Annotated in this window: 25 protein-coding genes and 3 tRNA genes; 15 read left to right on the top strand and 13 right to left on the bottom strand. The window is 63.8% G+C overall.

The features are described from left to right. Nucleotides 1–13 precede the first annotated feature (13 nt). Both GGR39_RS13360 and GGR39_RS13365 read right to left on the bottom strand, forming a co-directional pair. Nucleotides 14–283, bottom strand: a complete 270-nt coding sequence (locus GGR39_RS13360; RefSeq protein ID WP_183617592.1) for a DUF2171 domain-containing protein — start codon at nucleotides 281–283, stop codon at nucleotides 14–16. 122 nt (nucleotides 284–405) lie between these two features. After that, a complete protein-coding gene (locus GGR39_RS13365) occupies nucleotides 406–1,308 on the bottom strand; it encodes a LysR family transcriptional regulator (RefSeq protein WP_183617593.1) in 903 nt (300 codons plus the stop codon). Nucleotides 1,309–1,404: 96 nt separating this feature from the next. On the opposite strand from GGR39_RS13365, the gene GGR39_RS13370 reads away from it, so the two are divergent. Continuing rightward, a complete protein-coding gene (locus GGR39_RS13370; RefSeq protein WP_183617594.1) occupies nucleotides 1,405–3,507 on the top strand; it encodes a malate synthase G in 2,103 nt (700 codons plus the stop codon). Nucleotides 3,508–3,645: 138 nt separating this feature from the next. On the opposite strand, the gene GGR39_RS13375 is transcribed toward GGR39_RS13370, so the two are convergent. From GGR39_RS13375 to GGR39_RS13390, 4 genes are all read right to left on the bottom strand, one after another. Next, nucleotides 3,646–3,722 (bottom strand) — tRNA-Pro (locus GGR39_RS13375). Nucleotides 3,723–3,752: 30 nt separating this feature from the next. After that, nucleotides 3,753–3,828 (bottom strand) — tRNA-Ile (locus GGR39_RS13380). An 83-nt stretch (nucleotides 3,829–3,911) separates the two neighbouring features. Next, nucleotides 3,912–4,916, bottom strand: coding sequence for a polysaccharide deacetylase family protein (locus GGR39_RS13385; RefSeq protein ID WP_183617595.1), 1,005 nt, complete (start codon nucleotides 4,914–4,916; stop codon nucleotides 3,912–3,914). Between the two features lie 76 nt (nucleotides 4,917–4,992). Beyond that, nucleotides 4,993–6,669, bottom strand: coding sequence for a sensor histidine kinase family protein (locus GGR39_RS13390; RefSeq protein WP_183617596.1), 1,677 nt, complete (start codon nucleotides 6,667–6,669; stop codon nucleotides 4,993–4,995). A 237-nt stretch (nucleotides 6,670–6,906) separates the two neighbouring features. Between GGR39_RS13390 and GGR39_RS13395 the strand changes: the two genes are divergently transcribed. Beyond that, a complete protein-coding gene (locus GGR39_RS13395) occupies nucleotides 6,907–7,377 on the top strand; it encodes an Lrp/AsnC family transcriptional regulator (protein ID WP_058735505.1) in 471 nt (156 codons plus the stop codon). 256 nt (nucleotides 7,378–7,633) lie between these two features. Here GGR39_RS13395 and aroQ read toward each other — a convergent pair whose 3' ends face one another. The 6 genes from aroQ to GGR39_RS13425 form a co-directional block, all read right to left on the bottom strand. Next, nucleotides 7,634–8,071, bottom strand: coding sequence for a type II 3-dehydroquinate dehydratase (gene aroQ, locus GGR39_RS13400; RefSeq protein WP_183617597.1), 438 nt, complete (start codon nucleotides 8,069–8,071; stop codon nucleotides 7,634–7,636). Between the two features lie 82 nt (nucleotides 8,072–8,153). Continuing rightward, entirely contained in the window at nucleotides 8,154–8,516 is a 363-nt protein-coding gene (locus GGR39_RS13405; RefSeq protein ID WP_183617598.1) for a 3TM-type holin, read from the bottom strand. A 230-nt stretch (nucleotides 8,517–8,746) separates the two neighbouring features. Next, nucleotides 8,747–9,238 carry a septal ring lytic transglycosylase RlpA family protein gene (locus GGR39_RS13410; RefSeq protein WP_246388716.1) on the bottom strand — a complete coding sequence of 164 codons (492 nt, stop codon included), beginning with the start codon at nucleotides 9,236–9,238 and terminating at the stop codon, nucleotides 8,747–8,749. Between the two features lie 194 nt (nucleotides 9,239–9,432). Next, the gene (locus tag GGR39_RS13415) at nucleotides 9,433–10,647 is read right to left on the bottom strand and encodes an argininosuccinate synthase (RefSeq protein ID WP_183617599.1); all 1,215 of its coding nucleotides are present in this window, start codon (nucleotides 10,645–10,647) and stop codon (nucleotides 9,433–9,435) included. A 117-nt stretch (nucleotides 10,648–10,764) separates the two neighbouring features. Continuing rightward, a complete protein-coding gene (locus GGR39_RS13420; protein ID WP_183617600.1) occupies nucleotides 10,765–11,802 on the bottom strand; it encodes an ABC transporter substrate-binding protein in 1,038 nt (345 codons plus the stop codon). A 139-nt stretch (nucleotides 11,803–11,941) separates the two neighbouring features. Continuing rightward, nucleotides 11,942–12,319 (bottom strand): hypothetical protein, encoded by a 378-nt coding sequence (locus GGR39_RS13425; protein ID WP_058735350.1) that lies wholly within the window; start codon nucleotides 12,317–12,319, stop codon nucleotides 11,942–11,944. A 124-nt stretch (nucleotides 12,320–12,443) separates the two neighbouring features. On the opposite strand from GGR39_RS13425, the gene efp reads away from it, so the two are divergent. The 8 genes from efp to prsR all read left to right on the top strand — a co-directional run bounded on the left by efp (nucleotide 12,444) and on the right by prsR (nucleotide 19,939). After that, nucleotides 12,444–13,007: an elongation factor P gene (gene efp / locus GGR39_RS13430; RefSeq protein WP_058735349.1), complete on the top strand. Its 564-nt coding sequence runs from the start codon at nucleotides 12,444–12,446 to the stop codon at nucleotides 13,005–13,007. Further along, on the top strand, nucleotides 13,007–13,453 hold the full coding sequence (locus GGR39_RS13435; protein WP_183617601.1) for a hypothetical protein: 447 nt from the start codon (nucleotides 13,007–13,009) through the stop codon (nucleotides 13,451–13,453). Before efp ends, GGR39_RS13435 begins: the two co-directional genes overlap by 1 nt. A gap of 55 nt (nucleotides 13,454–13,508) precedes the next feature. After that, nucleotides 13,509–14,327 (top strand): inositol monophosphatase family protein, encoded by an 819-nt coding sequence (locus GGR39_RS13440; protein ID WP_058735347.1) that lies wholly within the window; start codon nucleotides 13,509–13,511, stop codon nucleotides 14,325–14,327. A gap of 76 nt (nucleotides 14,328–14,403) precedes the next feature. Further along, nucleotides 14,404–14,721: a hypothetical protein gene (locus GGR39_RS13445; protein WP_183617602.1), complete on the top strand. Its 318-nt coding sequence runs from the start codon at nucleotides 14,404–14,406 to the stop codon at nucleotides 14,719–14,721. A 52-nt stretch (nucleotides 14,722–14,773) separates the two neighbouring features. Further along, nucleotides 14,774–14,857: transfer RNA gene (locus GGR39_RS13450), tRNA-Leu, on the top strand. 197 nt (nucleotides 14,858–15,054) lie between these two features. Further along, nucleotides 15,055–16,440 carry a TIGR03013 family XrtA/PEP-CTERM system glycosyltransferase gene (locus GGR39_RS13455; RefSeq protein WP_058735345.1) on the top strand — a complete coding sequence of 462 codons (1,386 nt, stop codon included), beginning with the start codon at nucleotides 15,055–15,057 and terminating at the stop codon, nucleotides 16,438–16,440. Continuing rightward, nucleotides 16,440–18,566 carry an XrtA/PEP-CTERM system histidine kinase PrsK gene (gene prsK / locus GGR39_RS13460; RefSeq protein ID WP_183617603.1) on the top strand — a complete coding sequence of 709 codons (2,127 nt, stop codon included), beginning with the start codon at nucleotides 16,440–16,442 and terminating at the stop codon, nucleotides 18,564–18,566. The genes GGR39_RS13455 and prsK overlap by 1 nt, the downstream gene beginning before the upstream one ends. Then, nucleotides 18,563–19,939: a PEP-CTERM-box response regulator transcription factor gene (gene prsR, locus GGR39_RS13465; protein WP_183617605.1), complete on the top strand. Its 1,377-nt coding sequence runs from the start codon at nucleotides 18,563–18,565 to the stop codon at nucleotides 19,937–19,939. The genes prsK and prsR overlap by 4 nt, the downstream gene beginning before the upstream one ends. An 88-nt stretch (nucleotides 19,940–20,027) precedes the next feature. Here the strand turns inward: prsR and panB are convergent, their stop codons facing one another. Next, a complete protein-coding gene (gene panB / locus GGR39_RS13470) occupies nucleotides 20,028–20,900 on the bottom strand; it encodes a 3-methyl-2-oxobutanoate hydroxymethyltransferase (protein ID WP_183617607.1) in 873 nt (290 codons plus the stop codon). Between the two features lie 144 nt (nucleotides 20,901–21,044). On the opposite strand from panB, the gene GGR39_RS13475 reads away from it, so the two are divergent. The 5 genes from GGR39_RS13475 to phaR all read left to right on the top strand — a co-directional run bounded on the left by GGR39_RS13475 (nucleotide 21,045) and on the right by phaR (nucleotide 25,787). Then, nucleotides 21,045–22,607, top strand: a complete 1,563-nt coding sequence (locus tag GGR39_RS13475; RefSeq protein WP_183617609.1) for an amino acid permease — start codon at nucleotides 21,045–21,047, stop codon at nucleotides 22,605–22,607. Nucleotides 22,608–22,682: 75 nt separating this feature from the next. Continuing rightward, nucleotides 22,683–24,053: a DNA repair protein RadA gene (gene radA / locus GGR39_RS13480; RefSeq protein ID WP_183617611.1), complete on the top strand. Its 1,371-nt coding sequence runs from the start codon at nucleotides 22,683–22,685 to the stop codon at nucleotides 24,051–24,053. Between the two features lie 10 nt (nucleotides 24,054–24,063). Then, nucleotides 24,064–24,630 carry a CvpA family protein gene (locus GGR39_RS13485; protein ID WP_183617613.1) on the top strand — a complete coding sequence of 189 codons (567 nt, stop codon included), beginning with the start codon at nucleotides 24,064–24,066 and terminating at the stop codon, nucleotides 24,628–24,630. A gap of 2 nt (nucleotides 24,631–24,632) precedes the next feature. Next, on the top strand, nucleotides 24,633–25,067 hold the full coding sequence (locus GGR39_RS13490; RefSeq protein ID WP_183617615.1) for an iron-sulfur cluster assembly scaffold protein: 435 nt from the start codon (nucleotides 24,633–24,635) through the stop codon (nucleotides 25,065–25,067). Nucleotides 25,068–25,220: 153 nt separating this feature from the next. Next, on the top strand, nucleotides 25,221–25,787 hold the full coding sequence (phaR, locus tag GGR39_RS13495) for a polyhydroxyalkanoate synthesis repressor PhaR (RefSeq protein WP_183617617.1): 567 nt from the start codon (nucleotides 25,221–25,223) through the stop codon (nucleotides 25,785–25,787).

A 25,787-nucleotide genomic window follows, 5' to 3' on the forward strand; every position in this document is an offset into this window, starting at 1 on the left:
CTCGATCCAGCCTTTACTGCCCGTCGGAAGTCGACGAGCCGCCTGCCTCTTCCTCGAACGTCAGCGCGACATCGGCATTGGCGGAAAGGCGGACCTTGTCACCCTCGATCCCGGCAACCAGACCTTCCGAGATAAAGTGATGGTGGCCTTCGTGCACGCCGGCGCCGCTGTCTGACTTCGTCAGCTTGATGCGCTGGCCCTCCACCTTGTCCACCGTGCCGACGTGTACGCCGTCCGCGCCGATGACTTCCATGTGTTCCTTGATCTGGCTGAAATCCACCATGAGCTTCTCCTGCGATTGGTGTGAATACAACCGATAACGTCTGGCAGCGCAGCATGGCTGCATGGTCGATGAACCGTTCGCCGCATCGGCATGCTTATCCGCCGGGCGTCTGGGCGTTGCTATCAATCCCCAGGCATCGCCACTCTTGCAGAGCCTTGAAGCGACTGGGACAAATGTCCGATCAAAGCCTGCACACGGGCCGGAACCACGGACGAAGAGGCATGGACCGCGAAGATGCCGACATCCTGCGAGCCGCGATACTGGGGCAGCACCCGGCGCAGGGCCCCGGTTTCCAGTGCTTCGCCCACGTCCCACAAGGACCGCAGCGCGATCCCACAGCCGCGCAGCGCGAGGTCGCTGACCACTTCGCTGGAATTGGTGCGGATATAGCTGTGGCCCTGATGGGTCACCGTGCCGTCCGGCCCGTCCAGCTGCCAGGGCAATTGGCGATCGGTGGCGAGCAAGTGGTGCCTCTCAAGCTCTGACAATGCCTGCGGTTCTCCAAAGGCCGAGAGGTATGAAGGCGCGGCGCAGAATACCCGGTGGCTGGTGCCCAGCCGCTCGCCGACAAGCCCGGAGCCCAGCCGCGCGCCGATGCGCACCGCCAGATCATAGCGGCCGCCGATCAAGTCCACAAACTCGTCGGTCAGGTCGATCGCAAGCTCAACCTCGGGGTATTGCGCCAGGAAGGCGGGCAGGGCGGGGACGACGTGCATTCGCCCGAACGAGGTGGGTGCGGAAAGCCGCAGCGGGCCACTGATCCGGGTTCGCCGCCCAGCGACGCGCTCTTCCGCCGCCTGGAGCGAGGCGCGCAGCGGCAGCAGCGTGTCGTGCAGTTCCTTGCCCGCCGGGGTCAGCGCCAGGCGGCGCGTGGTACGGTGGAGCAGGCGCACGCCCAGCCGTTCCTCCAGCCGCACCAGTCGTTTGCTCAGCGCGGCCGTAGTCATCCCGCGCGCCCGCGCCGTGGCCGAGATCGAACCGGCTTCCACGATTTGGAGGAATAGGTCGTAGTCAGGATCGAACATTGTTAACCGCAGCGACAATCTGTGTTGAATTCTTTCCTTCTACTAAGCGGCGCGGCGCTCCGCTATAGGCCGGGCAAATTTTGGAAGGAGACGCCCGTGAGCGCCTATATCGATCGTGCCGGCCTGAAGATTGCGCCGGAACTCGTTGAATTCGTAGAGGCCCGCGCGCTTCCCGGCACCCAGATTGCGGGCGAGGCGTTCTGGGCTGGCCTGGCGGATATCCTGGCCCGCTTCGTCCCCCGCAATCGCCAGCTGCTGGCCAAGCGCGACGATCTGCAGACCGCGATCGACGAGTGGCACAAGGACCGCGCCGGCAAGCCTATCGATGCCGCAGAGTACAAGGCGTTCCTGAACGACCTGGGCTATCTGGTGCCGGAGCCGGCACCGTTCTCGGTTCAGCCGAAGAACGTCGACCAGGAGATCGCCGCGCTGGCGGGGCCGCAGTTGGTCGTGCCCGTGCTCAACGCGCGCTTCCTGCTCAACGCCGCCAACGCGCGCTGGGGCAGCCTCTACGATGCGCTTTATGGCACGGATGCGATCCCCGGCAGCCCGGCGGGCAAAGGTTATGACGCGGCGCGCGGTGATCAGGTGATCGCCTGGGCTAAGTCCTTCCTGGACGAGGCGGCTCCGCTCGCCAGCGGCAGCTGGACCGAGTGGCAGGGCGGCGATCTTGCGCTGCAGAACCCTGCGCAACTCGTGGGTCGCGCGGGTGATAACTGGCTGCTCAAGCACAATGGCCTGCACATCGAAATCGTGATCGATCGCGCTCATCCGATCGGCAAGACCGATCCTGCCGGCATGGCCGACGTGATGATGGAAGCGGCGCTGACGACGATTTGCGATTTCGAGGATTCGGTCGCGGCCGTCGATGCGGAGGACAAGGTCCTGGCCTACAGCAACTGGCTCGGGCTGATGCAGGGCAACCTGGAAGACAGCTTCGAGAAGGGCGGCGCGATGATGACGCGTCGGCTCAACCCCGATCGCACATACACCGCCCCCGATGGCGGCACGCTGACGTTGCCCGGACGCTCGCTGCTGCTGGTGCGCAATGTCGGCCACCTGATGACCAATCCCGCCGTGCTGCTGCCGGATGGCTCGGAAGCGCCCGAAGGCATCCTGGACGGCGTGTTCAGCAGCATGATCGCCATCCATGATCTTAAGAGCGAAGGCCCGATCCACAACAGCCGCACCGGCTCGATCTACATCGTCAAGCCCAAGATGCACGGGCCTGAGGAATGCGGCTTCGCCAATGACTTGTTCGATGCGGTGGAGGATATGCTCGGGCTGGAGCGCCACACGATCAAGATCGGCGTGATGGACGAGGAGCGCCGCACCAGCGCCAACCTGGCCGCCTGCATCCACGCGGTGAAGGACCGCATCATGTTCATCAACACGGGCTTCCTCGATCGCACCGGCGACGAGATGCACACATCGATGCAGGCGGGCCCGATGATGCGCAAGGGCGATATGAAGACGAGCGCCTGGATCCAGGCCTACGAGGATCGCAACGTGCAGATCGGCCTCGCCTGCGGCCTCTCGGGCAAATCACAGATCGGCAAGGGCATGTGGGCGATGCCCGACCGCATGGGCGACATGCTGGAGCAGAAGATCGGCCATCCCAAGACCGGCGCGAACACCGCGTGGGTACCGTCTCCCACCGCCGCCACGCTGCACGCCACTCACTACCACAAGGTCGACGTGTTCGGCCGCCAGGAAGAGCGCAAGAGCGAAGGCGTCGCCTCGCTGGATGCGCTGCTGACGATCCCGGTCGCCACCGGCCACAATTGGTCTGCCGAGGAAGTTCGGCAGGAGATCGACAATAACGCGCAAGGCATCCTGGGCTATGTGGTGCGCTGGGTCGATCAGGGCGTCGGCTGCTCGAAGGTGCCGGACATCAACGACGTCGGCCTGATGGAAGACCGCGCCACCTTGCGCATCTCCAGCCAGCATCTGGCCAACTGGATGCTGCACGGTATCGTCACGCCAGAGCAAGTGGACGAAGCCCTGCTGCGGATGGCCGCAAAGGTGGACGCCCAGAACGCCGGCGATGCGCTGTACCAGCCGATGGCCTCGAACCCCGAAGGCAGCCTTGCCTTCCAGGCGGCACGCGCGCTGGTGTTCGAAGGCGTCCAACAGCCCAGCGGCTACACCGAGCCGCTGCTTCACGCGTTCCGCCAGAAGGTTAAAGCCGCCACCTGAACGTAAAAACCGATCTGAAACAAGAAAGCCCGTGGCGGACCAACCGCTGCGGGCTTTTTTCTATGTGCTGACGACGCGGTGCGTGAAGCGCAGTCCCGGATGGGGCGGCCAGTCATGCCAGAGATGTAGAGGAAATAGTGGTCGGGGAGACAGGATTCGAACCTGCGACATCTTGCTCCCAAAGCAAGCGCGCTACCAGACTGCGCCACTCCCCGACGCTATTTTGCAGGCGAAAACGCCAGCAGTGGTGGGCCCGGCAGGATTCGAACCCGCGACCTAGCCGTTATGAGCGGCCAGCTCTAACCGCTGAGCTACAGGCCCGGTGCCGCTGCGTGAACGATGCCCACCGGCGCCGATGCGGTCAGGACCGCTCCGGCTCACGCCCGTTAGCTTGCATGGCGAGACTAGGCAAGGGCAACGCTCGCCATGATATCCGCAACGCTCGTTGGCTGAACGTTTCGCTGCGCCAGATGCGCGAAAATCGTCCGCCACCAGTCGTAAAGGCGGGCCAAATCCGCCCCATCGCGCACATAAGGGGTGAAACCGGGCGCGAGTGATGGGCTGTGGAAAGACAGGACCAGCACGGGCAGTCCTTCCTCCACGGCGATATCGATGCCGCGCACCGCTTCGTCCGCCGTCACGCCCTCTGGCGTCAGCGGGATTCGCTCCAGCAGTCTGGCGCGCGAGAGCATCCCCCGCGCAGAGGGCGCGCGCCACATGTAGGGATAGATCGCGCCGCCCAGTTGCCGCAGCGGGCCCCAGAACACCGTCGTCAGCGGCAATTCCAGCAGATTACGGCTCTGGTCGATCCAGTACGGGCGCACCGGGTGGTCGCGGTAATTGGGACCGCCCTTGCCGCTATAATCGAAGCGCGCCCGGACCGAGGTATCGATTGTGAGGCCATTCTCCGCGAGGATTTCAGCCGTCCGCGTACCAAGCCCATAGCGGCCTGCCCGATAGATCAGCGGCGCCTTGCCGAATGCCTGCTCGATCGTCTCACGCAAGGCGCGGAATTTCTGCCGTTCCAGTTCGAAGGGCAGATTACCGGCATAGCTGTTGTACTCGGTCACATGCTCATCGAAGGGCGGACTGACCCAGGGGTGCAACTGCACGCCCACTTCGGCGCGGCCATGAGCCACCGCATCACCGATTGCTTCGACAGCAGCGGGCGAGGTTGCGATCGGATAATCGACCAGATACACCGGCACCACGCCATGGCTTTCACACAGCGCCTGGAATGTCGCCATTGCGGGCACTGAGTGCAGGGTGTGGCCTTCCCGGCGGATCGGCCCCGTCCAATCGAACTCTTCTTCGGTATCGACCGTCACCAGAAAGCGCTGGCCGAAGCCTGGCGCGAACTGGACATAGTCTGGCGGGGATGGTCGCTCCAGGAGGTTCACCTGCGGCACGCCATTCCCCCTGCTTGGTGCATTACCGGTTCGATCACTGATGCCGCCCCGCATCCGGCCTGCGCACGAACGGCAATCAAAGGTGCGTATGGCGCGCCGCAGCAGGCGTCAAGCGCGGAAGGATCAGCCGGAAACATGCCCCCCGCCGCTCCAGCAAGCCGCCGGCCGCACTCGCTTCGGCTGCAGCCAGGCGCAAAGTGAAACCAAGGCCGAACATGCCCGAGGACAGGGATCGAGCGACTTCAAGGGGATGGCCGTTGCTGTCCGCCTCATCGAGACGTTGTACCAGAGCGGGCGGCAGATCGATGATCATCGCCACATCGATCGCGGCGGACTGGATTGTGACGTTTAATGTCTCATCCTGCGCCGCAGCGCCCACCAGCGAGGCCAGCAAACGCCACACCAGTCGCTCCGCCTCCTCGCTATCGAGACGCGTCATGGCGTGTTCGTCCACGGCCTCCAGACGAATGTGCGTGCCGCGTTGCCCGGTCCAGGCCTGCAGGCGGTTTACGGTTTCAGCCACGAGGCGTGCAAGGTCACACTCGCCTGCCGCCAAGCGCAGAACCCCGGTTTCCAGCCTGACCAGGCGATCCAGTTCCTCGAACCCGGCGAGGATCTGCGCGGTATCTCCGGCGATCGCGGCGGCCAGGGCGCGGTATTCGTGCGGCGCGGGACCGTAAAGCTGCTGCTGGATGATCTCGGCCGAGATCTGGATGGCATTGGCCGGCGTGCGCAGTTCGTGAAGCACCTGCCGCATCCGATCGGCGGGGTCGCTCGCGCGAGCAGACGACGCGTCGCGACGGTCCCGGCGCAGACGGCCAGCGTAACCCGTGAAGCGACCCTGCGCGCCTGCGAAGCGGGGCAGCGCGTCCAGTCTCCAGCGACCTTTCAGCTCCGGCGCACCATCCAGCGTGACGTCCTGATCGCGAATTGGCTGACGATGCCGTACCGCCGCCGTCAGATGCGGCGCGGTCTTGCCTTGTAGGGAGAGCAGGCTCGTGCCGATCAATGCCGGCGCCATGGCGTTATCCACCCAGTCAATCCGACCATCGGCATCGGTGATGAAGTCCAGACTGAGAGGCAGGGCGTGCCGGGCCGGCGCGCGGCGGGCGGGGTGATCCTGTTGCTCTGCCGCTTCGGCGGGCGCGCGCGCGTTGCGGAACGCCTGTATCTTGCGCACGATCGCACCAATCCCGGCCTCTTCAGCAGGAGGCGCGGGGGCAGGGGCCACAGCCGCGGCCCCGCCTTCGATAACCGAAAGCTCGGGGCGGCCCATGCGCTCACGCTCGGGTATGCTTTGCGAGGCGGACGAATCGGCGAGGCCCCGGTCGGCGATGCCCAAGCGGTCCAGCAGCGCCGCCACGGCGGGGCTGAAATCGCGGCGATGGCGCAACATGCCCCGCGCCCGGATGGGGAGGGCGGGAATCAGCTCCAGCCACTCGGCATCGCTCAGATCGGAGGCAGCAAAGCTGGCGCTGGCAACGCCCGGTTCCTCCGCCGCCAATCGCGATAGAAGATCGGGGTTGGAAAGGCGCATCGTCGGTTCGCGCAGAATCGCTTCACGTTCTGCCGCCGGGATTTGGCTGGAGAGTTCGCCCAGTCGCACCATCGCGGCATCCACCGTGGGGCCGGTGCCCAGGAGATCAAGCGGCTGGCTCAGTAAGTCGAGAAGTTGGCGATATTGAATGCGCGCGATCGCGGGCCCGGTCAGCGGAATCGCCAGGACGGTGGCAAGGCGATCGTCGAAATGCATCCCGCCTCCGCGAGGTGCGCGGGAATGGCCGCCGCGGCGTGATCGGCCCCCCTCGGGAATATCCGGGTGGGGTTCTTCCGTAGCAACTTCACGCGGCAGGCAAAGCGGCGAGGCTGACCCGTTGCAAAGCGGGACAATTGCGCTAGGAAACAATAATATTTCTTCCTGCGCCGCATCGCTGCCCGGAAATTTCGGGTTGTTCAGGGGCGCCGGCCTTGCCAGATGCCACGGATGCCCATGATCAGCCTCGACGATATCGACCGCCGCCTCCTCATCGAGCTCCAGAACGAGGGGCGAATCACCAACGTCGAGTTGGCTCACCGGGTCGGGCTTACCGCTCCACCTTGCCTGCGCCGCGTCCGCAGCCTGGAAGAGGCGGGTGTGATCCAAGGATACCACGCCGATCTCGACGCTTCTCGGTTGGGCTTCACCATCACCGTCTTCGCGCTCGTCAGCTTGAAGAGCCAGGCCGAAGAGGCGCTGCGGGCGTTCGAAGATCATATGCGCGGGCTGCCCGAAGTGCGCGAGTGCCACATGCTGAACGGCGAAATCGATTTCATTCTGAAGATCGTCAGCCGCGATCTGCAAAGCTTCCAGGAGTTCCTGACTTCCAAGCTGACACCGGCGCCCAACGTGGACAGCGTGAAGACATCGCTGACGATCCGCACGGCGAAGAGCGTGCCTGGCGTCCCGCTGGAACAGCCCTGATCCCCAGGGGCGCCGTTCAATCCGCCAGCAGCGGCCAACCGCGGTCGATTCGTCTGGTTCGCCATCGCGACCCTTTTGCTCCTGCCTGCCCTTGCAATGCGGTTTACGAGCGAGGTTAATCGGACAAGTTCTGATCTCGCCATGGACACACCGTTGCTGGCGAGCGGCGTAACGATCCATGGGATTGCGATGAAACGCGCTCGCCGCCCCGCCGTGTGAGGCGCCACGGGACGAAATGGTTGGCTAAAGACCGGCGCTACAGCCGCGCCGCGGCCTCCAGTGCCAGCAGGTAGCTATCCGCACCGAAACCGGCGATGGTGCCTTTGGCGGCAGGCGCAATCCATGATGTGTGGCGAAATGCCTCACGCGCATGGGGGTTGGACAAGTGAACCTCGATCACCGGCACCGTGATCGCCCGGATCGCATCCAGTAGGGCGACGGAGGTATGGGTGTAGGCCCCCGCATTCAGGATGACAGCCGCCGCGCCGCGCTCCTGCGCTTCGTGCAAGCCGTCCACAAGCGCGCCTTCATGGTTGGACTGACGCAGTTCGACGGTGATGCCCAGTTCCTGGCCACGTTCCTGCAAGGATGCTTCGATATCGGCCAAGGTCGCGGAGCCATAGATGCCCGGCTCACGCTTGCCGAGGAGATTGAGGTTCGGGCCGTTGAGCACCAGCACCAGCTTGTCAGACATGGCTCAGGCCCACCCCTCGATCATTCGGAAACTGCGTCTTGCATAGCGGACGGTGTTTCCGGCGCAAGGCGGGAGGAGCGGTCTAGCGGTCGGTTCCCTTCACCTTGCCCCACTGACGCAACCCTGCGTAGCCGAGATATCCGGCGGCGAAGAGGGCGTAGAGCGGCTCGGGAAGGCGCGCGAGATAGTCGGTCATGCCCTTCGTCATCGCGCTTGCCACGCTGGGACTGAAAGCCGCGATCACGCCCATCGGCAAGGACCACAGAATCACGGCATACATCAGGTAGAGAAACGTCGGCCGGGCGCGCTGAGTCCAAATATCTAGCGGTGGTGGAGGAACAGCGGTGTCTAGTACCGCCTGACTCCGCAAAGGTGCGGCGCTGGTCGGCATGCGACCGACCATACGGCTAAACATGGTGAGAAGGAGACGGAGAAGAACGGACATCGAGATCGCTCCTAGCAGACCTCAGATGTAACCGTATCGGTACGTGTAGGAAACCGAAGTTTCTTTGGCTCAGCTTGAATACAGTTCGTTACAAAAGTTTTGTCGAACTTCAGGAACGGTTTTGCGCGGTTTCACGTTGATCGTCATGAAGGCCGGTGCAATGTCCCCCACCCCCCCGCGGCATCGGCCTTCCAACAATATCAAGGAAAGCGAGCGGGTAGATCGGAAGATCAATCAGCTTCGACAGCCAGGTCAACTTTGCCGCTGCCAGCCGCGCGGATACCAATTTCGCGGGCGGCAGCCTCTGACAAATCGATCAAGCGGTTGCCGTGAAAGGGGCCGCGATCATTGATCCGGACGATTACTGAATTCCCGGTGCGAGGGTTCGTTACACGGACTTTGCTGCCCAAGGGTAGCGTCCGATGCGCCGCGGTCAGGTCCGCCGGATTAAAGCGCTCGCCACTGGCGGTACGATTTCCTGCAAGTTCACGACCGTAGTAACTCGCCATGCCGGATGCGATGGTCTCATACTTTGGCGTTTCGTACTTCGGTAGCGCCTGGATCACTGGGTTAGACGTTTCGCTAACTAGGGCGGAAGGCGCTGCAATGGCAGTGAACGGTACGGCAGCGGCACTGACCTCACCCGCGAACGCCGGCGTTGCCCCGCCCGCGATCAGCACCAAACCCGTCACCGGCATCGCCACGGTCGCGGCCAACGCCATCAACGGCGCGAGCGATAATCGCGCGCGAACCGGCTTCGTAAATGCTGTCATGTGTGTCCCCACTCCATCCCGCAGATGCGAGATGGTGGGTACAGGCTGAAACTTGAGATTGGGACTCCCCCAGCCACAAGTCACCGCGTTCGACGAACGGTTTGACCCGGGCTGGTAAGATATTGTTCAGAAACTGACGGCGATCAGCGATCCCGCTGGGCCAGCAGACGCAGGCGAAGTGCGTTCAGCTTGATGAAGCCGGCCGCGTCCTTCTGATCGTAGGCACCTGCGTCATCTTCAAAGGTGACGTGGCGTTCGGAGTAGAGGCTGTCCGGTGATCTGCGCCCGACGACCGAGGCCATGCCCTTGTACAGCTTCAGGCGGACGGTGCCGTTCACCCGGTCCTGCGAATGATCGATCGCGGCCTGCAGCATCTCACGCTCTGGGGCGAACCAGAAACCGTTGTAGATCAGCTCGGCATACTTGGGCATCAGCTCATCCTTGAGATGAGCCGCGCCGCGATCCAGCGTGATCTGCTCGATCCCGCGATGGGCCCGAGCATAAATCTCGCCGCCCGGCGTCTCGTACATGCCGCGGCTCTTCATGCCGACGAAGCGATTCTCCACCAGATCGAGACGACCGATGCCGTGCTTGCGGCCCAGCTCGTTCAACGCCGTCAACAGCGTGGCCGGGCTCATCGCCTCGCCATTCAAGGCAACGCCGTCGCCCCGCTCGAAATCGATGGTGATGTACTCGGGCGCATCCGGTGCCTGCTCAGGATCGACGGTGCGCGAATAGACGTAGTCCGGCGTCTCGACCCACGGATCTTCCAGCACCTTGCCTTCGGACGAAGTGTGCAAAAGGTTGGCATCGGTGGAGAAGGGGCTTTCGCCGCGCTTGTCCTTGGGGACCGGTACCTGGTGCTGTTCGGCCCAGGCGATCAGGGCGGTACGGCTGGTCAGGTCCCACTCACGCCAGGGAGCGATCACCTTGATGCCGGGATCGAGCGCATAGGCGGACAGTTCGAAGCGGACCTGATCGTTGCCCTTGCCGGTCGCGCCGTGGGCGATCGCGTCGGCCCCGGTCTCTCGCGCGATCTCGATCAGTCGCTTGGAAATCAGCGGACGCGCGATCGAGGTGCCGAGCAGATAGTCGCCTTCGTAACGCGCGTTTGCGCGCATCATCGGGAAGACGAAATCGCGCACGAATTCCTCGCGCAAGTCATCGATATAGATGTTCTGGTCGGGGATGCCGAGCAGCTTGGCTTTGGCCCGAGCCGGTTCCAGTTCCTCGCCCTGGCCCAGATCGGCGGTGAACGTCACCACATCGCAGCCATAGGTCACTTGCAGCCACTTGAGGATGACGCTGGTGTCGAGGCCGCCGGAATAGGCGAGGACGACCTTCTTGATCTCGGACATTGTGGCATCGCTCCGCGCAAGGATTTTGACGCGAGGGCCGGTATCAGCGTCGCTTCGCGGGTGCAAACATTCAGACATGCCAACTGGCCCTAAAAACCGCGTGGTGCGGCGGCGGGCCTATCCGATGCTGCGGTTTTCGCCATTCTGCCACTGGCGAATCACCAGGTAGCGCCCGTGGAGCGCGCCGCGATCCTGGTTGCCGAAGCCTAGCAGGGTGCCTTCTTCTCCTTGTGCGGCGGGGAGCCACTTCACCTGCTCAAGCCCAAGGCGCAGCCCTTCGCGGCTGATGTCCGGGGCACGGGCGATGCCCTGCGCCACCAGGCGGCCAAGATCGTGCCCGCGCGCGCAAAGCGAGGCGTTTGTGATTTGCGCTCCGGCATCGGAGCAAAGCCGACGGAACGTCTCGTTGGCTTCGGAATGCATGGCGACGTAGGACCAGCCATCAGCGGCGCTTGTACCGCCGAGCCCAGCCATTCCGGCGCTATTGGTGATCCCCTGGCCTTCCCACCCAACATGCCGCAACTCCTGGGCGAGAGGCTCAAAGGACGCTCCCACGCCCAGAAACACCGCGCCGTCGGGCCCGGCAGCCATGAGACGCGCGACTACTTGCTCCGCCTCACCAGGCCCCGCCAACGCTTCCCGGGCCAAGATCTCCAGGCCCAGCATAGAGGCTTCAGCCACAAGGGTGGTCAGCAGTCGCATGCCGACGGGCGAACCGTCATGCACTACCGCCACCCGCCCAGAACCAAGCCCAGCCAGATGCCGAGCGATCACCAGAGGCTCTTCCTCATGGCTGCCGCCCTGCAGTTGGAAGGTGTACCGCCCCCGCGCCCGCTCCGCCCCAGACCAGTGTAGCGTCGGAAGCCGGGCCCGCTCAGCCAACGGCGCGACGATCAAAGCATTGTCGCTGACGCCGGGGCCGACCACGAGGACGACATCCTGTTGTACAAGCTCGTGATAGGCGTTTTCGATCGCCTCCGCCGTGCCGGACGGCAGGCCGAGACCATAGGCGTGGACGAATTCGACCGGGTAAGGGATAAGGCCACGGTCGCGAAGGATGGCGACCTCACGCTCGATCCAGTCCATCATGGCCTCTGAGCCGGGACCTGAATCCGCCATGTCGTTCAGCACACCCACGCGCACTGTCGCCGGCATCCGCATCTCCCACGCAGTTGTCCGCCTGATTGCGGCCACGTCCGGATGGGTAATGAACGGCCTTGGTGAAAGCTGCACCGGCCAGGGCGGCATCACAAAATATGTTAAGTCCGCGCTGGATTTTCCAGCGGCGTGCCGGTCAGCTGTTCCCGGGCGTACCCAACACGCAGCGCATCTCGCCATTCAGGCCGTTGGGTTCGATCCGCCGCAGGAAGCCATCGGAGATCATGCGCAACTTCAAGCCCTTGAGTGGGCCTCCGGTCATCTGCACCAGGTCCCCGGTCTTCAAGTAGCTGCCACGTTGCCGGTTCTGGTCGCGATAGCTGGAGCCGTGGACAACGGAAAAGTCGAACTCCTTGGCGGCCACGCGGATCGGGCCGCTGGCGTCTCCTGGCAGTTCGCAAGTGTAGCGCCCCTGGTCCAGCGTGCCGATCAGTCCGCCGGGGACGGGCGTCGGGGCAGGGGCCGCCGCGATTAGCAGGGGCGCGGCCAGAAGGGCAGGGAGGATACGTCGCATGGCCGGTACGCTAGCAGCCTCGGCAGGGAATTGCCACAAGCGCGCGCAGGCGCTAAGGGCCCCGCTCTTTTTCCGTGATAGTGCTCTTTGGCAGCATGGCTCTTTCCAGCGTAAGGCTCATCCCATGAAGATCAGCGGCGTCGACATTCGTCCCGGCAATATCCTTGAGTACGAGAAGGGCATCTGGAAGGTTGCCAAGACGCAGCATACGCAGCCCGGCAAGGGCGGCGCGTTCATGCAGGTCGAGATGAAGAACCTGATCGATGGCCGCAAGACCAATGTCCGCTTCCGCAGCGCCGACACGGTCGAGAAGGTGCGCCTCGATACCAAGGACTTTCAGTTCCTCTATGCCGAGGGTGATGACCTAGTATTCATGGACACCGAAAGCTACGAGCAGATCAACCTTCCCGCCGACCTTCTGGGCGATGCCGCGGCCTTCCTGCAGGATGGCATGCAGGTTCTGCTCGAACTGTGGGAAGAACGCCCCATCTCGGTCCAGTTGCCCGAACAGGTCGAAGCGACGATCGTGGAGGCCGATGCTGTGGTCAAGGGACAGACAGCTTCGTCCAGCTACAAGCCGGCCGTTCTCGACAACGGCGTGCGCGTGATGGTGCCTCCCCATATCGAAAGCGGGACCCGGATCGTCGTCGACGTGTACGAGAAGGCTTACGTGCGAAAGGCAGATTGATGCGCTTTATTCCAGTTCTCGCCGCCGTCGCGGCGCTGACCGCCACCCCGGTGTTGGCCGCCCCCAAGGCAGCTAAGACGGCCACTGCGCCGGCAGCCGCTCCAGCCGCGGGTGCTCCGCAGATGGGCGAAACCCAGCAGCATGCTTTGATGTACCTGCGCGTCTTCATCAGCGCGCTGCAGTCCGACAAGCTGGAGCAACCCGTAAAGGGCGCTCTGGTCGGCTGCATCTATAACAACTCGCTGTCGAAGCTGACCGACTCGGTCGACAAGCTGATCGTGGATAATCCGGGCAAGGTCAGCCGGGACAACCCCAGCCAGGTGTTGAGCGCGATGCTCGCCGTGTGCGGTTATCAGCCAGAGGCTGCTGCCGCCCAGGCCGCACCCCAGTCGACCGCGCCTGCGGCTCCCGCCGCGAAGTCCAACGCGCCCGCCACCGGGCGCTGATCCGGGGCGGCTGTTCGACAGCCGCTCCCATCGTACCACATAGTCAAGGAACAGCATGGCCCTCTCCGGTCTCATTCGCGTCATGGAAAAGGCCGCTCGCAAGGCGGGGCAACGTCTGCGCCGTGACTTCGGCGAAGTCGAACACCTTCAGGCCTCTCGCAAGGGGCCGGCCGATTTCGTGTCCAAAGCGGACCTTGCAGCCGAACGGACGATCTGGGACGAACTGCGGGCGGCCCGGCCGGACTGGGGCTTCCTGATGGAGGAGGGCGGCGAGATCGAGGGCGATCCCGACAAGCCGCGCTTCATCGTCGATCCGCTGGATGGCACAAGCAACTTTCTCCACGGTATCCCGCATTTTGCGGTATCGATCGCGGCGCAGGAACGGCGGCTCGACGGCCAGGGCTGGGGGGATGTCACCGCCGGGGTGATCTATCAGCCAATCACGGACGAGACGTTCTGGGCTGAAAAGACCCGTGGCGCGTGGCTGCATGACCGCCGCCTGCGTGTTTCGGGCCGCCGCCATCTGGACGAGGCATTGATCGCCACCGGCATGCCGTTCGCGGGCCATGGCGACATGGCGCAATGGGTGCGCATCTATGGCGCGATCGGGCCGCAAGTGGCGGGTATCCGCCGCTTCGGCTCTGCCGCGCTGGACCTCGCCTGGGTGGCTGCCGGTCGCTACGAAGGATTCTGGGAGCAGGGGCTCAAGCCCTGGGATAGCGCGGCGGGATGCCTACTGGTGCGCGAGGCCGGTGGCTTCGTTTCGGATTTCCGAGGCCGCTCCGCGCCGATCTGCGACGCCGAAGTGCTGGCCGGGAATGACGCGCTTCATTCGCGCCTCCACAAGTTGTTGGCAGCTAGTCTGAAAGACTAATTCGGTTCGTCGTGTCATCATGAGGTCATCCGGATCGGACTGAAACAGAACGGCCCTTTCGTCGTTCGGTGCAATCATGATCTCTCAGCTTGCCACGTTGTTCAGTCTTGCCACCTTCGCCAGCTTTGCCGTGTCGGCTGGTGAGGCCGCCGCGCGTTCCTCCACCACGCTTCCCGGGGATTTCGACCTCGCCAATACGCTGTCGCGTCGAAGCGGTGATCGTGACTTCCGGCTGAGCGGACGGGACACCGCCCGTTTTCGTGATGAAAAGATCCGGCCGCAGATCAGCTACAACCCGATCGAGGGCGGCCCGTCGCTGGAACTGGGCGCATTCGGCGGCGGTCGCAAAGGCAGGCCCAAGTTGGTCCACGTCGGCGTCGACTGGAATTTCTGAGACTGCTTGAACCGAACGCAAAGCGGCGCTAAGCGACGTTTCGCTCAGGCTTGCCCCTGTGGTGGAATGGTAGACGCGATCGACTCAAAATCGATTGTCGAAAGACGTGCCCGTTCGAGTCGGGCCAGGGGCACCATCATTTGTAGCAACGCGGCCCGACGCTGTCTGTGCCTGCCACCGCCATTCGCGGCACTGCTGTAAAGCCAGCTTGTCACTTCAGCTAAATTTCCGCGTCCTGAAATGTATTCGGTGTCAAAGTAACCGACATTTTACGCCTTCCCCCTAGGTAAGCTTCCCAGTCCTATTCCGGGCCCGGAAGATCGATCCTTACCGATGATCCGTTTGTTCAAACATTATATCCCCCACGCGGTGGTTCTGCTGTGGCTGGTCGATCTGGTCATGCTGGTCGCCGCCAACGAGCTGTCCTGGCGGCTTCGCGCGGATCAGATCGGTATCAGCACAGGGTTCATCACCGATCGGGCATGGGCACATACGGGCTTCGCGGCGATGATCGTGACGGCCATGATCGCAGTGGGCGTCTATGGCCCCGATGCCTTGCGATCGATGCGATTTGCGGCGGCACGCCTGCTGGTGGCGATCTCGCTGGGCGTGATCGCCTTGTCGTTCCTGGACTTCCTGATCGGCGGGCAGACCTTCTGGCGCTCGACCCTGGCATACTCCATGGCGATCGCATTCTGCCTGCTCATCGCCGATCGCCTGGTCTTGGGCGGCTTTCTGGGCACGTCCGCGTTCCGCCGCCGAGTGCTGGTGCTGGGGGCAGGTGCCCGGGCACAGCGTCTGCGCGATCTGGGGGAGCGTCCCGAGAGCGGCTTCAGCATCGTCGGCTATATCGGCATGAGCGAGGCTGCCCCCGCGATCGAGGAAGCGATCCCCCGCTCCGCCATCCACAACCTGACGCGATTCGTGGAGAACCTTGGCGTCAGCGAAGTGGTGCTGGCGCTGGAAGAGCGCCGCAACGCCTTGCCGCTGAAAGACCTGTTGCGAATCAAGACCGCCGGCGTCCACGTCAACGAATTCTCCAGCTTCCTGGAGCGAGAGACCGGACGCGTCGATCTCGACACCGTCAGCCCCAGTTGGCTCATCTTTTCCGACGGCTTCTCCTCGGGCCGGATGATTTCCAGCGTCGCCAAGCGCTTGTTCGATATCGGGGCGAGCTTGCTGCTGCTGCTGCTCACCGCGCCGATCATCCTGGTTTTCGCCATCCTGGTGAAGCTGGATAGCAAGGGCCCGGCTTTTTATCGCCAGCGCCGGGTGGGTCTGTTTGGCCAGGGTTTCGATGTGATCAAGCTGCGCTCCATGCGGACCGATGCGGAGGCCGATGGCGCGAAGTGGGCCTCCAAGGACGACCCGCGCGTCACCCGCATCGGCAACTTCATCCGCAAGGTCCGGATCGATGAATTGCCGCAGACCTGGACGGTGCTGAAAGGCGAGATGAGCTTCGTCGGCCCGCGCCCCGAACGGCCCGAATTCGTCGCCGATCTTGAGGAGCAGCTGCGCTATTACGCGGAGCGGCACATGGTGAAGCCGGGGATCACCGGCTGGGCGCAGATCAATTACCCCTACGGCGCGTCGATCGAGGATTCCCGCCATAAGCTGGAATACGATCTGTACTATGCCAAGAACTACACGCCCTTCCTCGATCTCCTGATCCTGCTGCAAACCCTGCGCGTGGTGATCTGGAGCGAAGGCGCGCGCTGATGCATGGGCTGGCCGGTAGCACGGCAGATCTCTGGGCGACGATCGCGTTGGTGCTGCACGTCAGCGGCGCGATCGGCGCGGCCACGTTGGCAGCCTGGTTGAAGCCCCGCTTCGGCCGGCTGGGCAAGGCTGGCCATGCGACCTCGTTCGCCTTGGTGGTGACGGCGCTGTGGTCCCTGGCCGAAGCGCTCGAACTGCGCGGCAGCACTGGCGCGACCGTGCTGGAGGCGATTCGCAATCTGTCGTGGCTTCTCGTGGTCTACCGCCTGTTTGCCGACGATGGGCGGCATGACAGCCTGGCCCCGATCCGGCCCGTGCTGTTCTCGCTCGTCTTCGTGGAACTGTTGCTGCTGGGCGTCGACCTCGGGGTCGCCTGGATTTCGGCCGATCCGGGCTTGGAAAGCCTCGCCCTTGGCCTGGAGGTGATGCTGCGCCTGCTGGTGACGGTCGGGGCGCTGGTGCTGGTGCACAATCTCTATGGCGGCGCCTCACCCGACGCCCGCCTGGCGCTGCGCTGGCCCGCCGCCGCCTTGGCGAGCTTGTGGATCTTTGAGCTGAACCTCTACACCGTCGCCTATCTCTCCGGAGCCTGGCCGCGAGAGATCGCCGCCCTGCGCGGCCTGGCGACGATCGCCCTGGTTGGTTTGCTGGGGGTGGGCGCGACCCATGGGCGGGAGACCCTGCGCCTGCGGCCCTCGCGCGCGGTGACCTTCCAGACGTTCTCGTTGCTGCTGATCGGGCTTTACCTGGTGGCGATGGTCGTGATCGCGCAGTCCCTGGCCTACATGGGCGGCAATTTCGCCCGGTTGATCGAGCTGATTTTCGTCACCGTGGCGATGGCGGTGGCCTTGCTCGTCCTGCCGTCTCGCCGGTTGCGCAGTTGGCTGAAGGTGACGGTCAGCAAGCACCTTTTCCAACACCGCTATGACTATCGCGAAGAGTGGCTGCGCTTCACCCGAACGATCGGCGGCGTCGGCCCCGAAGCGCCGCCTCTGGGGGAGCGGGTCATCCAAGCGCTGGCGGATGTCACCAGCAGCCCGGCGGGCCTGCTACTGATGTGCGATGAGGAGGACGGCCCGGCGCTGGCCGCCCGCTGGAACTGGGCCAGCATCGATGGCACGGGCAATCTCGGGTCCGACCTCGCCGCTTTTCTGGAGCGCGAAAGCTTCATCGCCGACCTGGATGAGATGCGCAGCGGCAGTCATGTCGATAATGACGACGAGCGCGAAGCTCCAGCCCTGCCAGCCTGGCTGCGGGACGATAACCGGGCGTGGGCGCTGGTGCCGTTGATCCATTACGATCGCCTCGTCGCCGTTGTCGTGCTGGCCCGACCGTTGATGACGCGCAAGCTGGACTGGGAAGACTTCGATCTGCTGCGCGTGATCGGCCAGCAATTGGCGAGCTATCTGGCCGAGCATGCCAGCCAGGAAGCCTTGGCCGAAGCCGGGCGGTTCGACGATTTCAACCGGCGCATCGCCTTCGTGATGCACGACATCAAGAACCTTGCCAGCCAGTTCAGCTTGCTGGCCCGCAATGCCGAGCTTCATGCCGAGAAGAAGGCGTTCCGGGACGACATGATCGTCACCTTGCGCAGCTCATCGGAAAAGCTGAACGCCTTGATCTCCCGCCTGTCCCGCTATGGCAGCGGTGGCGTCGACCGGATCGAGGGTATCCGCGCCGACGAGGTGGCCCGGGCCGTTATCGCCCGCTTCAACGGCAATCGCCAGGTCCGGCTGACCGAGTGTGAGCCGCTGCGCGCCATCGCCAGCCGACACTCGCTGGAGCAGGTGCTGGTGCATCTGGTGCAGAATGGCCTCGACGCCAGCGGGCCGCGGAGCCCGGTTTTCCTGTCCGTTGTCGCCGAGGGGGCGGACGCGCGGTTCGAAGTGGTCGATTCGGGCAGCGGGATGTCGCCCGAATTCATCCGCAGCCGCCTGTTCAAGCCGTTCGTCTCCACCAAGAGTGGAGGCTTTGGCATTGGCGCATTCGAAGCGCGCGAACTGGTGCGGGCGATGCGGGGCCGGCTGGACGTCGAATCGCGCGAAGGTATCGGCTCACGCTTCATCGTGCGCGTGCCGCTCCAGACCGGCGCCATCGGCGCGTCCCAGACACAAGAGGTTGCATGAGCAGCGAGAAGAGCGCGTCTTTGCCCAAGCTGCTGATCGTCGAGGACGATGCGGGGCTGCAGGCCCAGTTGAAGTGGTCTTACGAGGACTTCGAGGTCCTGGTGGCCGGCGATCGTGCTTCGGCACTGGCGCTGCTGCGCGCCGAAGCTCCCGATGTCGTCACGCTCGACCTTGGCCTGCCGCCGGACCCCGACGGCACCAGCGAGGGCTTTGCCGTGCTGGACGAAATCATGGCGCTAAAGCCGGACACCAAGGTGATCGTAGCCTCTGGCCATGGAGCCCGCGAAAGCGCGCTGCAGGCGATCGCCCATGGCGCTTATGATTTCTATCAAAAGCCGGTCGACATCGATGCCTTGGGGCTGATCGTCCGCCGCGCGCTTCAATTGCACAAGTTGGAGGAGGAAAACCGTCGCCTTGCCGCGCGTGTGGACAAGGAAGGCAAGGTGCTGGGCCGCCTGATCACCGGTGCGCCCGAGATGATGAAAGTGGCGCGCACGATCGAGCGAGTCGCAAACACCAAGGTCTCGGTGATGCTGCTGGGCGCCAGCGGCACCGGTAAGGAACTGCTGGCTCGCGGTCTGCACGAGGCGAGCGATCGGGCCGGGCGCGCGTTCGTGGCGATCAACTGCGCAGCGATCCCGGAGAACCTTCTCGAAAGCGAGCTATTCGGACACGAGAAGGGCGCCTTCACCGGCGCGATCAAGACCACCGAGGGCAAGATCGAGCAGGCGGCGGGCGGCACTTTGTTCCTGGACGAAGTTGGCGACATCCCGCTGCAATTGCAGGTAAAGCTGCTGCGTTTCCTGCAAGAGCGCGTGATCGAACGGATCGGCTCGCGCAGTTCCATCCCGGTCGACACGCGGATCGTCTGCGCCACGCACCAGAACCTGGAGGCGATGATCGTCGAAGGGCGCTTTCGCGAGGATCTGTACTATCGCCTGGCCGAGATCGTAGTGCGTATTCCATCGCTGGCCGAGCGTCCAGGGGATGCCACGCTACTGGCTAAATCCTTCCTCCACCGCTTCGCCAAGGAGATGAACCCCAGCGTGCGTGGCTTCGCGGCCGATGCCCTGATCGCGATCGACAGTTGGGGCTGGCCCGGCAATGTGCGTGAACTGGAGAACCGCGTGAAGCGCGCGGTGATCATGGCGGATGAGAAACTGGTTCATGCCGCCGATCTCGATCTTGCCGCGCCGGATGATCAGGCACTTCAGGCGCTCAATCTGAAAGGCGCACGCGAACAGGCGGATCGCAAGGTGATACGCCATGCCCTCGCACGCAGCGAAGGCAATATTTCCAGCACCGCCAAGATGCTGGGGATCAGCCGCCCGACTTTGTATGATCTGCTGAAGCAATACGATCTGCACGGCTGAACGCGCGGGGGCGTGACGTTCAAGCTCTACTGCTCACGTACCGCCGCTGCTCCCTCAGCGGCGAGCCGCCCCTTCGTTCGGAGAGAACTCAGGCCTTCGGCTGATAGGTCTGCTCCGCGCTGGGAAAGCTGCGATCGCGCACTTCGCCCGCATAAGCCGCGGCCGTCGCGCTGATCATGCCCGCGATGTCGCCATAGCGCTTCACGAAGCGTGGCGTGCGTTCGAACATGCCCAGCATGTCCTCGGTCACCAGCACTTGCCCATCGCATTGCGCCGATGCGCCGATGCCGATCGTCGGGATCGACAGCGCCTGCGTCAAGGCGACGGCGATGGGTTCGACCACGCCTTCGATCACCACCGCGAAGGCGCCGGCCTGCGCCACCGCCTTGCCATCGGCGATGATCTTGGCTTCCTCCGCCTCGCTGCGGCCTCGCGCGGCATAGCCGCCCAGCGCATTCACTGCCTGCGGGGTCAAACCGATATGCGCCATCACCGGAATGCCGCGCTGGGTAAGGAACGCGATCGTCTCGGCCATGGCGACGCCGCCTTCCAGCTTCACGCCCGCCGCGCCGGTTTCCGCCATGATGCGGCTCGCCGAGGTAAACGCCGCCTGCGGGCTGGCTTCATAGGAGCCGAAAGGCATGTCGACGATCACGACCGAGTGATAGCTGCCACGCACCACGGCGGCGCCATGCGCCACCATCATGTCCAGCGTAACGGGCAGGGTAGAGGGCAGCCCGTAGATCACCTGGCCCAGGGAATCGCCCACGAGCAGCAGATCGCAATGCGGGTCCAGCAATTGGGCCTGCCGCGCCGTGTATGCAGTCAGCATCACCAGGGGATCAGCCGTGACGCCCTCCACCTTGCGGCGTTGGATCGCGGGCACGGTCAGGCGCTTCATCGGTTGCGGAGTGGGGTTGGCGCGGCTGGTCGCGGTGTCGAGCTGGAATGTGGTAGACATCCGCGCCTTCTAGTCATCATGGACGCCGGACGCAAAGGCAGGGGACATATGCGCGATTGCGCTTGCCAAGCGCTTGGCACTCGCTAACTTTTCTATCAGCAGCGCGCATTTTTCTTGCGCCATAAATTTTCTGGGGGTCACCGCATGTTCGGTCGGGTAAAACCGTTGGATGCCATCTTGGCGACAGCGGAAAAGAAATCACTCCATCGATCGCTAGGCCCCGTGCAGCTGACGCTGCTGGGCGTGGGCGCGATCATCGGTACTGGCATCTTCGTGCTGACCGCAGCCGCCGCGCAGAAGGCAGGCCCTGGCATGATGTGGAGCTTCGCGATCGCCGGCTTCGTCTGCGCGGTGGCGGCATTATGCTATTCCGAGCTGGCAGCGATGGTGCCGGTTTCCGGCTCGGCCTACACCTACACATATGCTGTGGTGGGCGAGACTCTGGCCTGGATGGTGGGCTGGGCACTGATCCTGGAATACGCCGTCGCCGCCTCCGCCGTGTCGGTCGGGTGGTCCGGCTACTTCATGGGCCTGCTAAAAAGCCTGACCGGCTTCGAATTACCGGCCGCGCTTTCCGCAGGGCCCGGATGGTCGCTGAGCGGGCCGGATTTCAGCCACGGCATCATCAACGTGCCCGCGATCGTCGTCGCGCTGTCCGTCACGCTGCTGCTGATGCGCGGGACCAAGGAAAGCGCCACCTTCAACGCCATTCTCGTCGCCATCAAGGTCGCAGCCCTCACCATGTTCGTCATCCTGACGATCCCAGCGATCAATGGCGAACATTTCGCACCGTTCACTCCCAACGGCTGGTTCGGCCCCGCCGGCACCAGCGGCCTTGGCGTCGTCGGTGCGGCGGCCTCGATCTTCTTTGCCTACGTTGGTTTCGATGCCGTCTCTACCGCGGCAGAGGAAACCAAGAACCCCCAGCGCAACGTACCGATCGGCCTGATCGGCAGCCTGGCGCTTTGCACGGTCTTCTATCTGCTCGTAGCGGCGGGCGCGATCGGTGCGATCGGCGCACAGCCGACCGCGCTGGGCGTCCAGCCCGGCTCTGCCGAATTCGCGGCGCAATGCTCTGCCCTTCTGCAACAGGGCCAGACGCCGCTGGTCTGCTCCAATGAAGCGCTGGCCCATGTGCTGCGTGCGATCAATTACTCGTGGGCGGGCGATCTGATCGGTCTGGCCGCCAACCTCGCCCTGCCTTCGGTCATCCTGATGATGCTCTACGGTCAGACGCGCATTTTCTTCGTCATGGCACGCGACGGCCTGCTGCCGGAGAAACTGGCCACAGTGCATCCCAAGTGGAAGACACCGCACATCGTCACCATGATCACCGGCGTCTTCGTGGCCATCGCCGCCGCGCTTCTGCCGGTGGGTCAATTGGCCGACATTTCGAACTCGGGAACGCTGTTCGCGTTCTTCATGGTATCGTTGGCGGTGCTGATCCTGCGCGTACGCGATCCCAAGCGCGTCCGGCCATTCCGCACTCCGATCGTGTGGGTCGTTGCGCCGATCTCGGCGCTGGGCTGCGTCGTGCTGTTCTTCAACTTGCCGACAGAGGCCATGCTGGTCCTGCCAATCTGGGGCATCCTGGGCCTGGCGATCTACTTCGCCTATGGGTACCGCAAGAGCCACGTTGGCCGCGGCATTGTCGACACGCACGAGGATGATGCCGATATCCCGGCGCCTCCCGGCACTCTGAATTGACCCATCCAATCGCGATCACCACGAACTTCCACTCGGGTGATTGCGTTCTTGCAATGTTCTGATTAAGCCGTCGTCATGGCAAAACCAAAGCGACGATATGCATGCCAGGCCTGCGGCAGCGTTTCCAACCGCTGGCAGGGGCAGTGCGCCGATTGCGGTGAGTGGAACACGCTGGCTGAGGAGGCACCGCAAACGGTCTTCTCAGCCAAGCATGATTTGTCATCCGGCGGCCGTCCCATTCGGTTCGAAGCGTTGGATGCTCCCGGCGAAAAGCTGCAGCGGCGGACCAGCGGCCTTGGCGAGTTCGATCGCGCGCTGGGCGGCGGCCTGGTGCCCGGTTCCGCGATCCTGATGGGGGGTGATCCCGGCATCGGCAAGTCGACGCTGCTGCTGCAGGCTGCCGCCAACATCGCCAACTCCGCCGCGACCGCCGTTTACGTCAGCGGTGAGGAAGCGGCAGGACAAGTGCGCCTGCGGGCTGAGAGGCTGGGATTGTCGAGCGCGCCGCTGATGCTGGCTTCCGCCACGTCCGTGCGCGATATTCTGACGACGCTGGGCAACATGGAGCCGCCCGCTCTGCTGGTGATCGATTCGATCCAGACCATGCATTCCGACCAGATAGAAGGAGCACCCGGCACGGTCAGCCAAGTGCGCGGCTGCGCCTTCGAACTGATCCGCTACGCCAAGGAAAACGGCGTTACGCTCGTTCTCGTCGGTCATGTCACCAAGGATGGGTCCATCGCCGGGCCGCGCGTGCTGGAGCACATGGTGGACGTGGTGATGAGCTTCGAGGGCGAGCGCAGCCACCAGTATCGCATCCTGCGCTCGATCAAGAACCGCTTCGGCCCAGTGGATGAGATCGGCGTCTTTGCCATGGAGGGCGCGGGCCTGGCCGAAGTGGGCAACCCCTCACTGCTTTTCCTGTCCGGCCGGGAAGAGCCGATGGCGGGCAGCGCGGTATTCCCGGCGATGGAAGGTACACGTCCGGTGCTGGTCGAAATCCAAGCGCTCATCGTACGGCTGCAGAGCGGCGCCACGCCGAGACGGGCGGTGGTCGGCTGGGACTCCGGTCGGCTGGCGATGCTGCTAGCCGTGCTGGAAGCGCGCTGCGGGCTCAATTTCTCCAGCGCCGAAGTCTATCTCAACGTCGCGGGCGGCTATCGCCTGGCCGATCCCGCGGCCGACTTGGCGGTGGCTGCCGCACTGGTTTCGGCGCTGGGAGACAAGCCGCTGCCCAAGGACGCGGTATGGTTCGGCGAGGTATCGCTGGCGGGCGAGATTCGGCCCGTGGCCCATGCCGGTATCCGCCAGCGTGAAGCCGCTAAGCTGGGCTTTGGACGCGGCTTTGGACCGGCTTCGTCCACGCCCGCGGACGATAAGGGCTTGCGCTATGACGGCCTGACGCTGCTGCCGAACCTCGTTGACCGGGTACTCGGCGCTTCCTAGATGACGAGCGATGACGGGTTTCGACATAGCAGTCCTGTTGATCGTCGGCGTGGGCGCGGTGATCGGTTTCTTGCGCGGCTTCGTGCAGGAAATCCTGGCGCTGATCGCCTGGATGGCGGTCGTGTTCGCCGTGCGCCTGTTCCACACTGCACTGACCGCCTGGCTGGTGCCGCATATCGGATCGGGGTCGGGCGCGGCGGTGCTGGCGTTCGGCCTGCTAGTGATCGTCCCTTATGCCATCATGAAGATGATCGCCAACTGGGCCGGCCGCAAAAGCCGCAGCTCCGTACTCGGCCCGATCGACCGGGTGCTGGGCTTCGGGTTCGGTGGCGTGAAGGGTGTGATCGTGGTCGTGCTGGGCTTTTCGGTGCTGGTCCTGGGGTATGACACGGTCTGGGGCGTGGGCGGGCGGCCCACTTGGATCACGCAATCGCGCACCTATCCCTTTGTCGATGCCGCCAGCAAATCCCTCGTCAAGCTGATCGGAGAGCGACGCCGGGCTGCCGCCGCGGCTGCGGAGGCAACGCCAGAAACCACTGTGGGCCGGGCTGCCGACGGCGCAGCCCAGGAAGACTAGCAATGGCATCCACCGCCGTACTCTACACGCCCGAAGTGCTGGCGCTGGCGACAAGCCTTGCCGCGTATCGTCTGGATGAAGATCTGCCTTTGCGCGGCGATGCCCGCTCTCGCAGTTGCGGCAGCACGCTGGCGCTGGGACTGGCTGTGGACCAGGGCGGGCGGATTACAAGCGTCGGTGTGCGCAGCCAGGCTTGCGCGATTGGCCAGGCCTCTGCTGCGGTCTTCGCGCAAAATGCGGTCGGGCGCGAGACGACCGAAATTCTGCATGCGGCCGATGCCGTGGAGCGTTGGCTTGCAGGGCAGGGTGACCTGCCGGAGTGGCCAGGTCTGGCGGCGATTGCTGCAGCGCGTGATTATCCGGGGCGTCACGGTGCACTGATGCTGCCATGGAACGCGGCGCTGCAGATATTAGGACCGACGCCCGCATCGGCCTGAAAGCCTGGGCATGATCAAATCTCTCCCGTATCACGCGCCCCGTCACCCGTTGAAAACACGTAGATTTCACCTTGATGCTGCGCAGCAAAGTTGTTGCGCCGCAGCGCAATCAAGTGTTAGTCTCTGTGCAACAGCGAAATCGAGGGGCGAGCGATGACCGGACCGGCGAACGACGATGACACGGTGATCATCAAGAAGTACGCCAATCGGCGGCTCTACAATACCCGCTCTTCCAGCTACATCACGCTTGATCACCTCGCCCAAATGACCCGGGAAGGCATCAATTACAAAGTCCTGGATGCCAAAAGCGGCAGCGACATTACGCACACGATCCTGACCCAGATCATCATGGAAGAAGAATCGAACGGCGAGCAAATGCTGCCGGTGAACTTCCTGCGTGAATTGATCGGAATGTACGGCAATTCGATGCAGTCGCTGATCCCGCACTACCTTGAAGCCTCGATGGACAACTTCCGCGCAAACCAGGCGAAGTTGCACAAGGCGTTCGAAACCAGCCTGGGCAACAATCCGCTGGCCAAGCTGGCGGAGCAAAACATGGCGATGTTCAAGGCCGCCGCCTCGGCCTTCATGCCCGGCGCGGAAAAAGCCGAAACTCCTGCGCCCACGCCAACGCCGTCGGCAGGTTCTGCGGATGATCTCTCAGCCTTGCGTGAGCAGATGGCCGAGATGCAAAAGCGGTTGGATCAACTCGGTAAGTAA

Source organism: Novosphingobium fluoreni (genome assembly GCF_014196615.1).
In the GTDB taxonomy this organism is placed as follows: domain Bacteria; phylum Pseudomonadota; class Alphaproteobacteria; order Sphingomonadales; family Sphingomonadaceae; genus Novosphingobium; species Novosphingobium fluoreni.

Coding starts and splice junctions, on each gene's coding strand:
- GGR39_RS13410 (WP_246388716.1), bottom strand. CDS start 9,238: ATGGCGTTGGCCGCGACCGTGGCGATGCCGGTGACGGGTTTGGTGCTG.
- GGR39_RS13445 (WP_183617602.1), top strand. CDS start 14,404: ATGATCTCTCAGCTTGCCACGTTGTTCAGTCTTGCCACCTTCGCCAGC.
- phaR (WP_183617617.1), top strand. CDS start 25,221: ATGACCGGACCGGCGAACGACGATGACACGGTGATCATCAAGAAGTAC.
- radA (WP_183617611.1), top strand. CDS start 22,683: ATGGCAAAACCAAAGCGACGATATGCATGCCAGGCCTGCGGCAGCGTT.
- aroQ (WP_183617597.1), bottom strand. CDS start 8,071: ATGTCTGACAAGCTGGTGCTGGTGCTCAACGGCCCGAACCTCAATCTC.
- GGR39_RS13390 (WP_183617596.1), bottom strand. CDS start 6,669: ATGCATTTCGACGATCGCCTTGCCACCGTCCTGGCGATTCCGCTGACC.
- GGR39_RS13475 (WP_183617609.1), top strand. CDS start 21,045: ATGTTCGGTCGGGTAAAACCGTTGGATGCCATCTTGGCGACAGCGGAA.
- GGR39_RS13420 (WP_183617600.1), bottom strand. CDS start 11,802: ATGCCGGCGACAGTGCGCGTGGGTGTGCTGAACGACATGGCGGATTCA.
- GGR39_RS13360 (WP_183617592.1), bottom strand. CDS start 283: ATGGTGGATTTCAGCCAGATCAAGGAACACATGGAAGTCATCGGCGCG.
- GGR39_RS13395 (WP_058735505.1), top strand. CDS start 6,907: ATGATCAGCCTCGACGATATCGACCGCCGCCTCCTCATCGAGCTCCAG.
- GGR39_RS13415 (WP_183617599.1), bottom strand. CDS start 10,647: ATGTCCGAGATCAAGAAGGTCGTCCTCGCCTATTCCGGCGGCCTCGAC.
- GGR39_RS13435 (WP_183617601.1), top strand. CDS start 13,007: ATGCGCTTTATTCCAGTTCTCGCCGCCGTCGCGGCGCTGACCGCCACC.
- GGR39_RS13485 (WP_183617613.1), top strand. CDS start 24,064: ATGACGGGTTTCGACATAGCAGTCCTGTTGATCGTCGGCGTGGGCGCG.
- GGR39_RS13455 (WP_058735345.1), top strand. CDS start 15,055: ATGATCCGTTTGTTCAAACATTATATCCCCCACGCGGTGGTTCTGCTG.
- GGR39_RS13490 (WP_183617615.1), top strand. CDS start 24,633: ATGGCATCCACCGCCGTACTCTACACGCCCGAAGTGCTGGCGCTGGCG.
- GGR39_RS13405 (WP_183617598.1), bottom strand. CDS start 8,516: ATGTCCGTTCTTCTCCGTCTCCTTCTCACCATGTTTAGCCGTATGGTC.
- GGR39_RS13425 (WP_058735350.1), bottom strand. CDS start 12,319: ATGCGACGTATCCTCCCTGCCCTTCTGGCCGCGCCCCTGCTAATCGCG.
- panB (WP_183617607.1), bottom strand. CDS start 20,900: ATGTCTACCACATTCCAGCTCGACACCGCGACCAGCCGCGCCAACCCC.
- prsK (WP_183617603.1), top strand. CDS start 16,440: ATGCATGGGCTGGCCGGTAGCACGGCAGATCTCTGGGCGACGATCGCG.
- efp (WP_058735349.1), top strand. CDS start 12,444: ATGAAGATCAGCGGCGTCGACATTCGTCCCGGCAATATCCTTGAGTAC.
- prsR (WP_183617605.1), top strand. CDS start 18,563: ATGAGCAGCGAGAAGAGCGCGTCTTTGCCCAAGCTGCTGATCGTCGAG.
- GGR39_RS13440 (WP_058735347.1), top strand. CDS start 13,509: ATGGCCCTCTCCGGTCTCATTCGCGTCATGGAAAAGGCCGCTCGCAAG.
- GGR39_RS13365 (WP_183617593.1), bottom strand. CDS start 1,308: ATGTTCGATCCTGACTACGACCTATTCCTCCAAATCGTGGAAGCCGGT.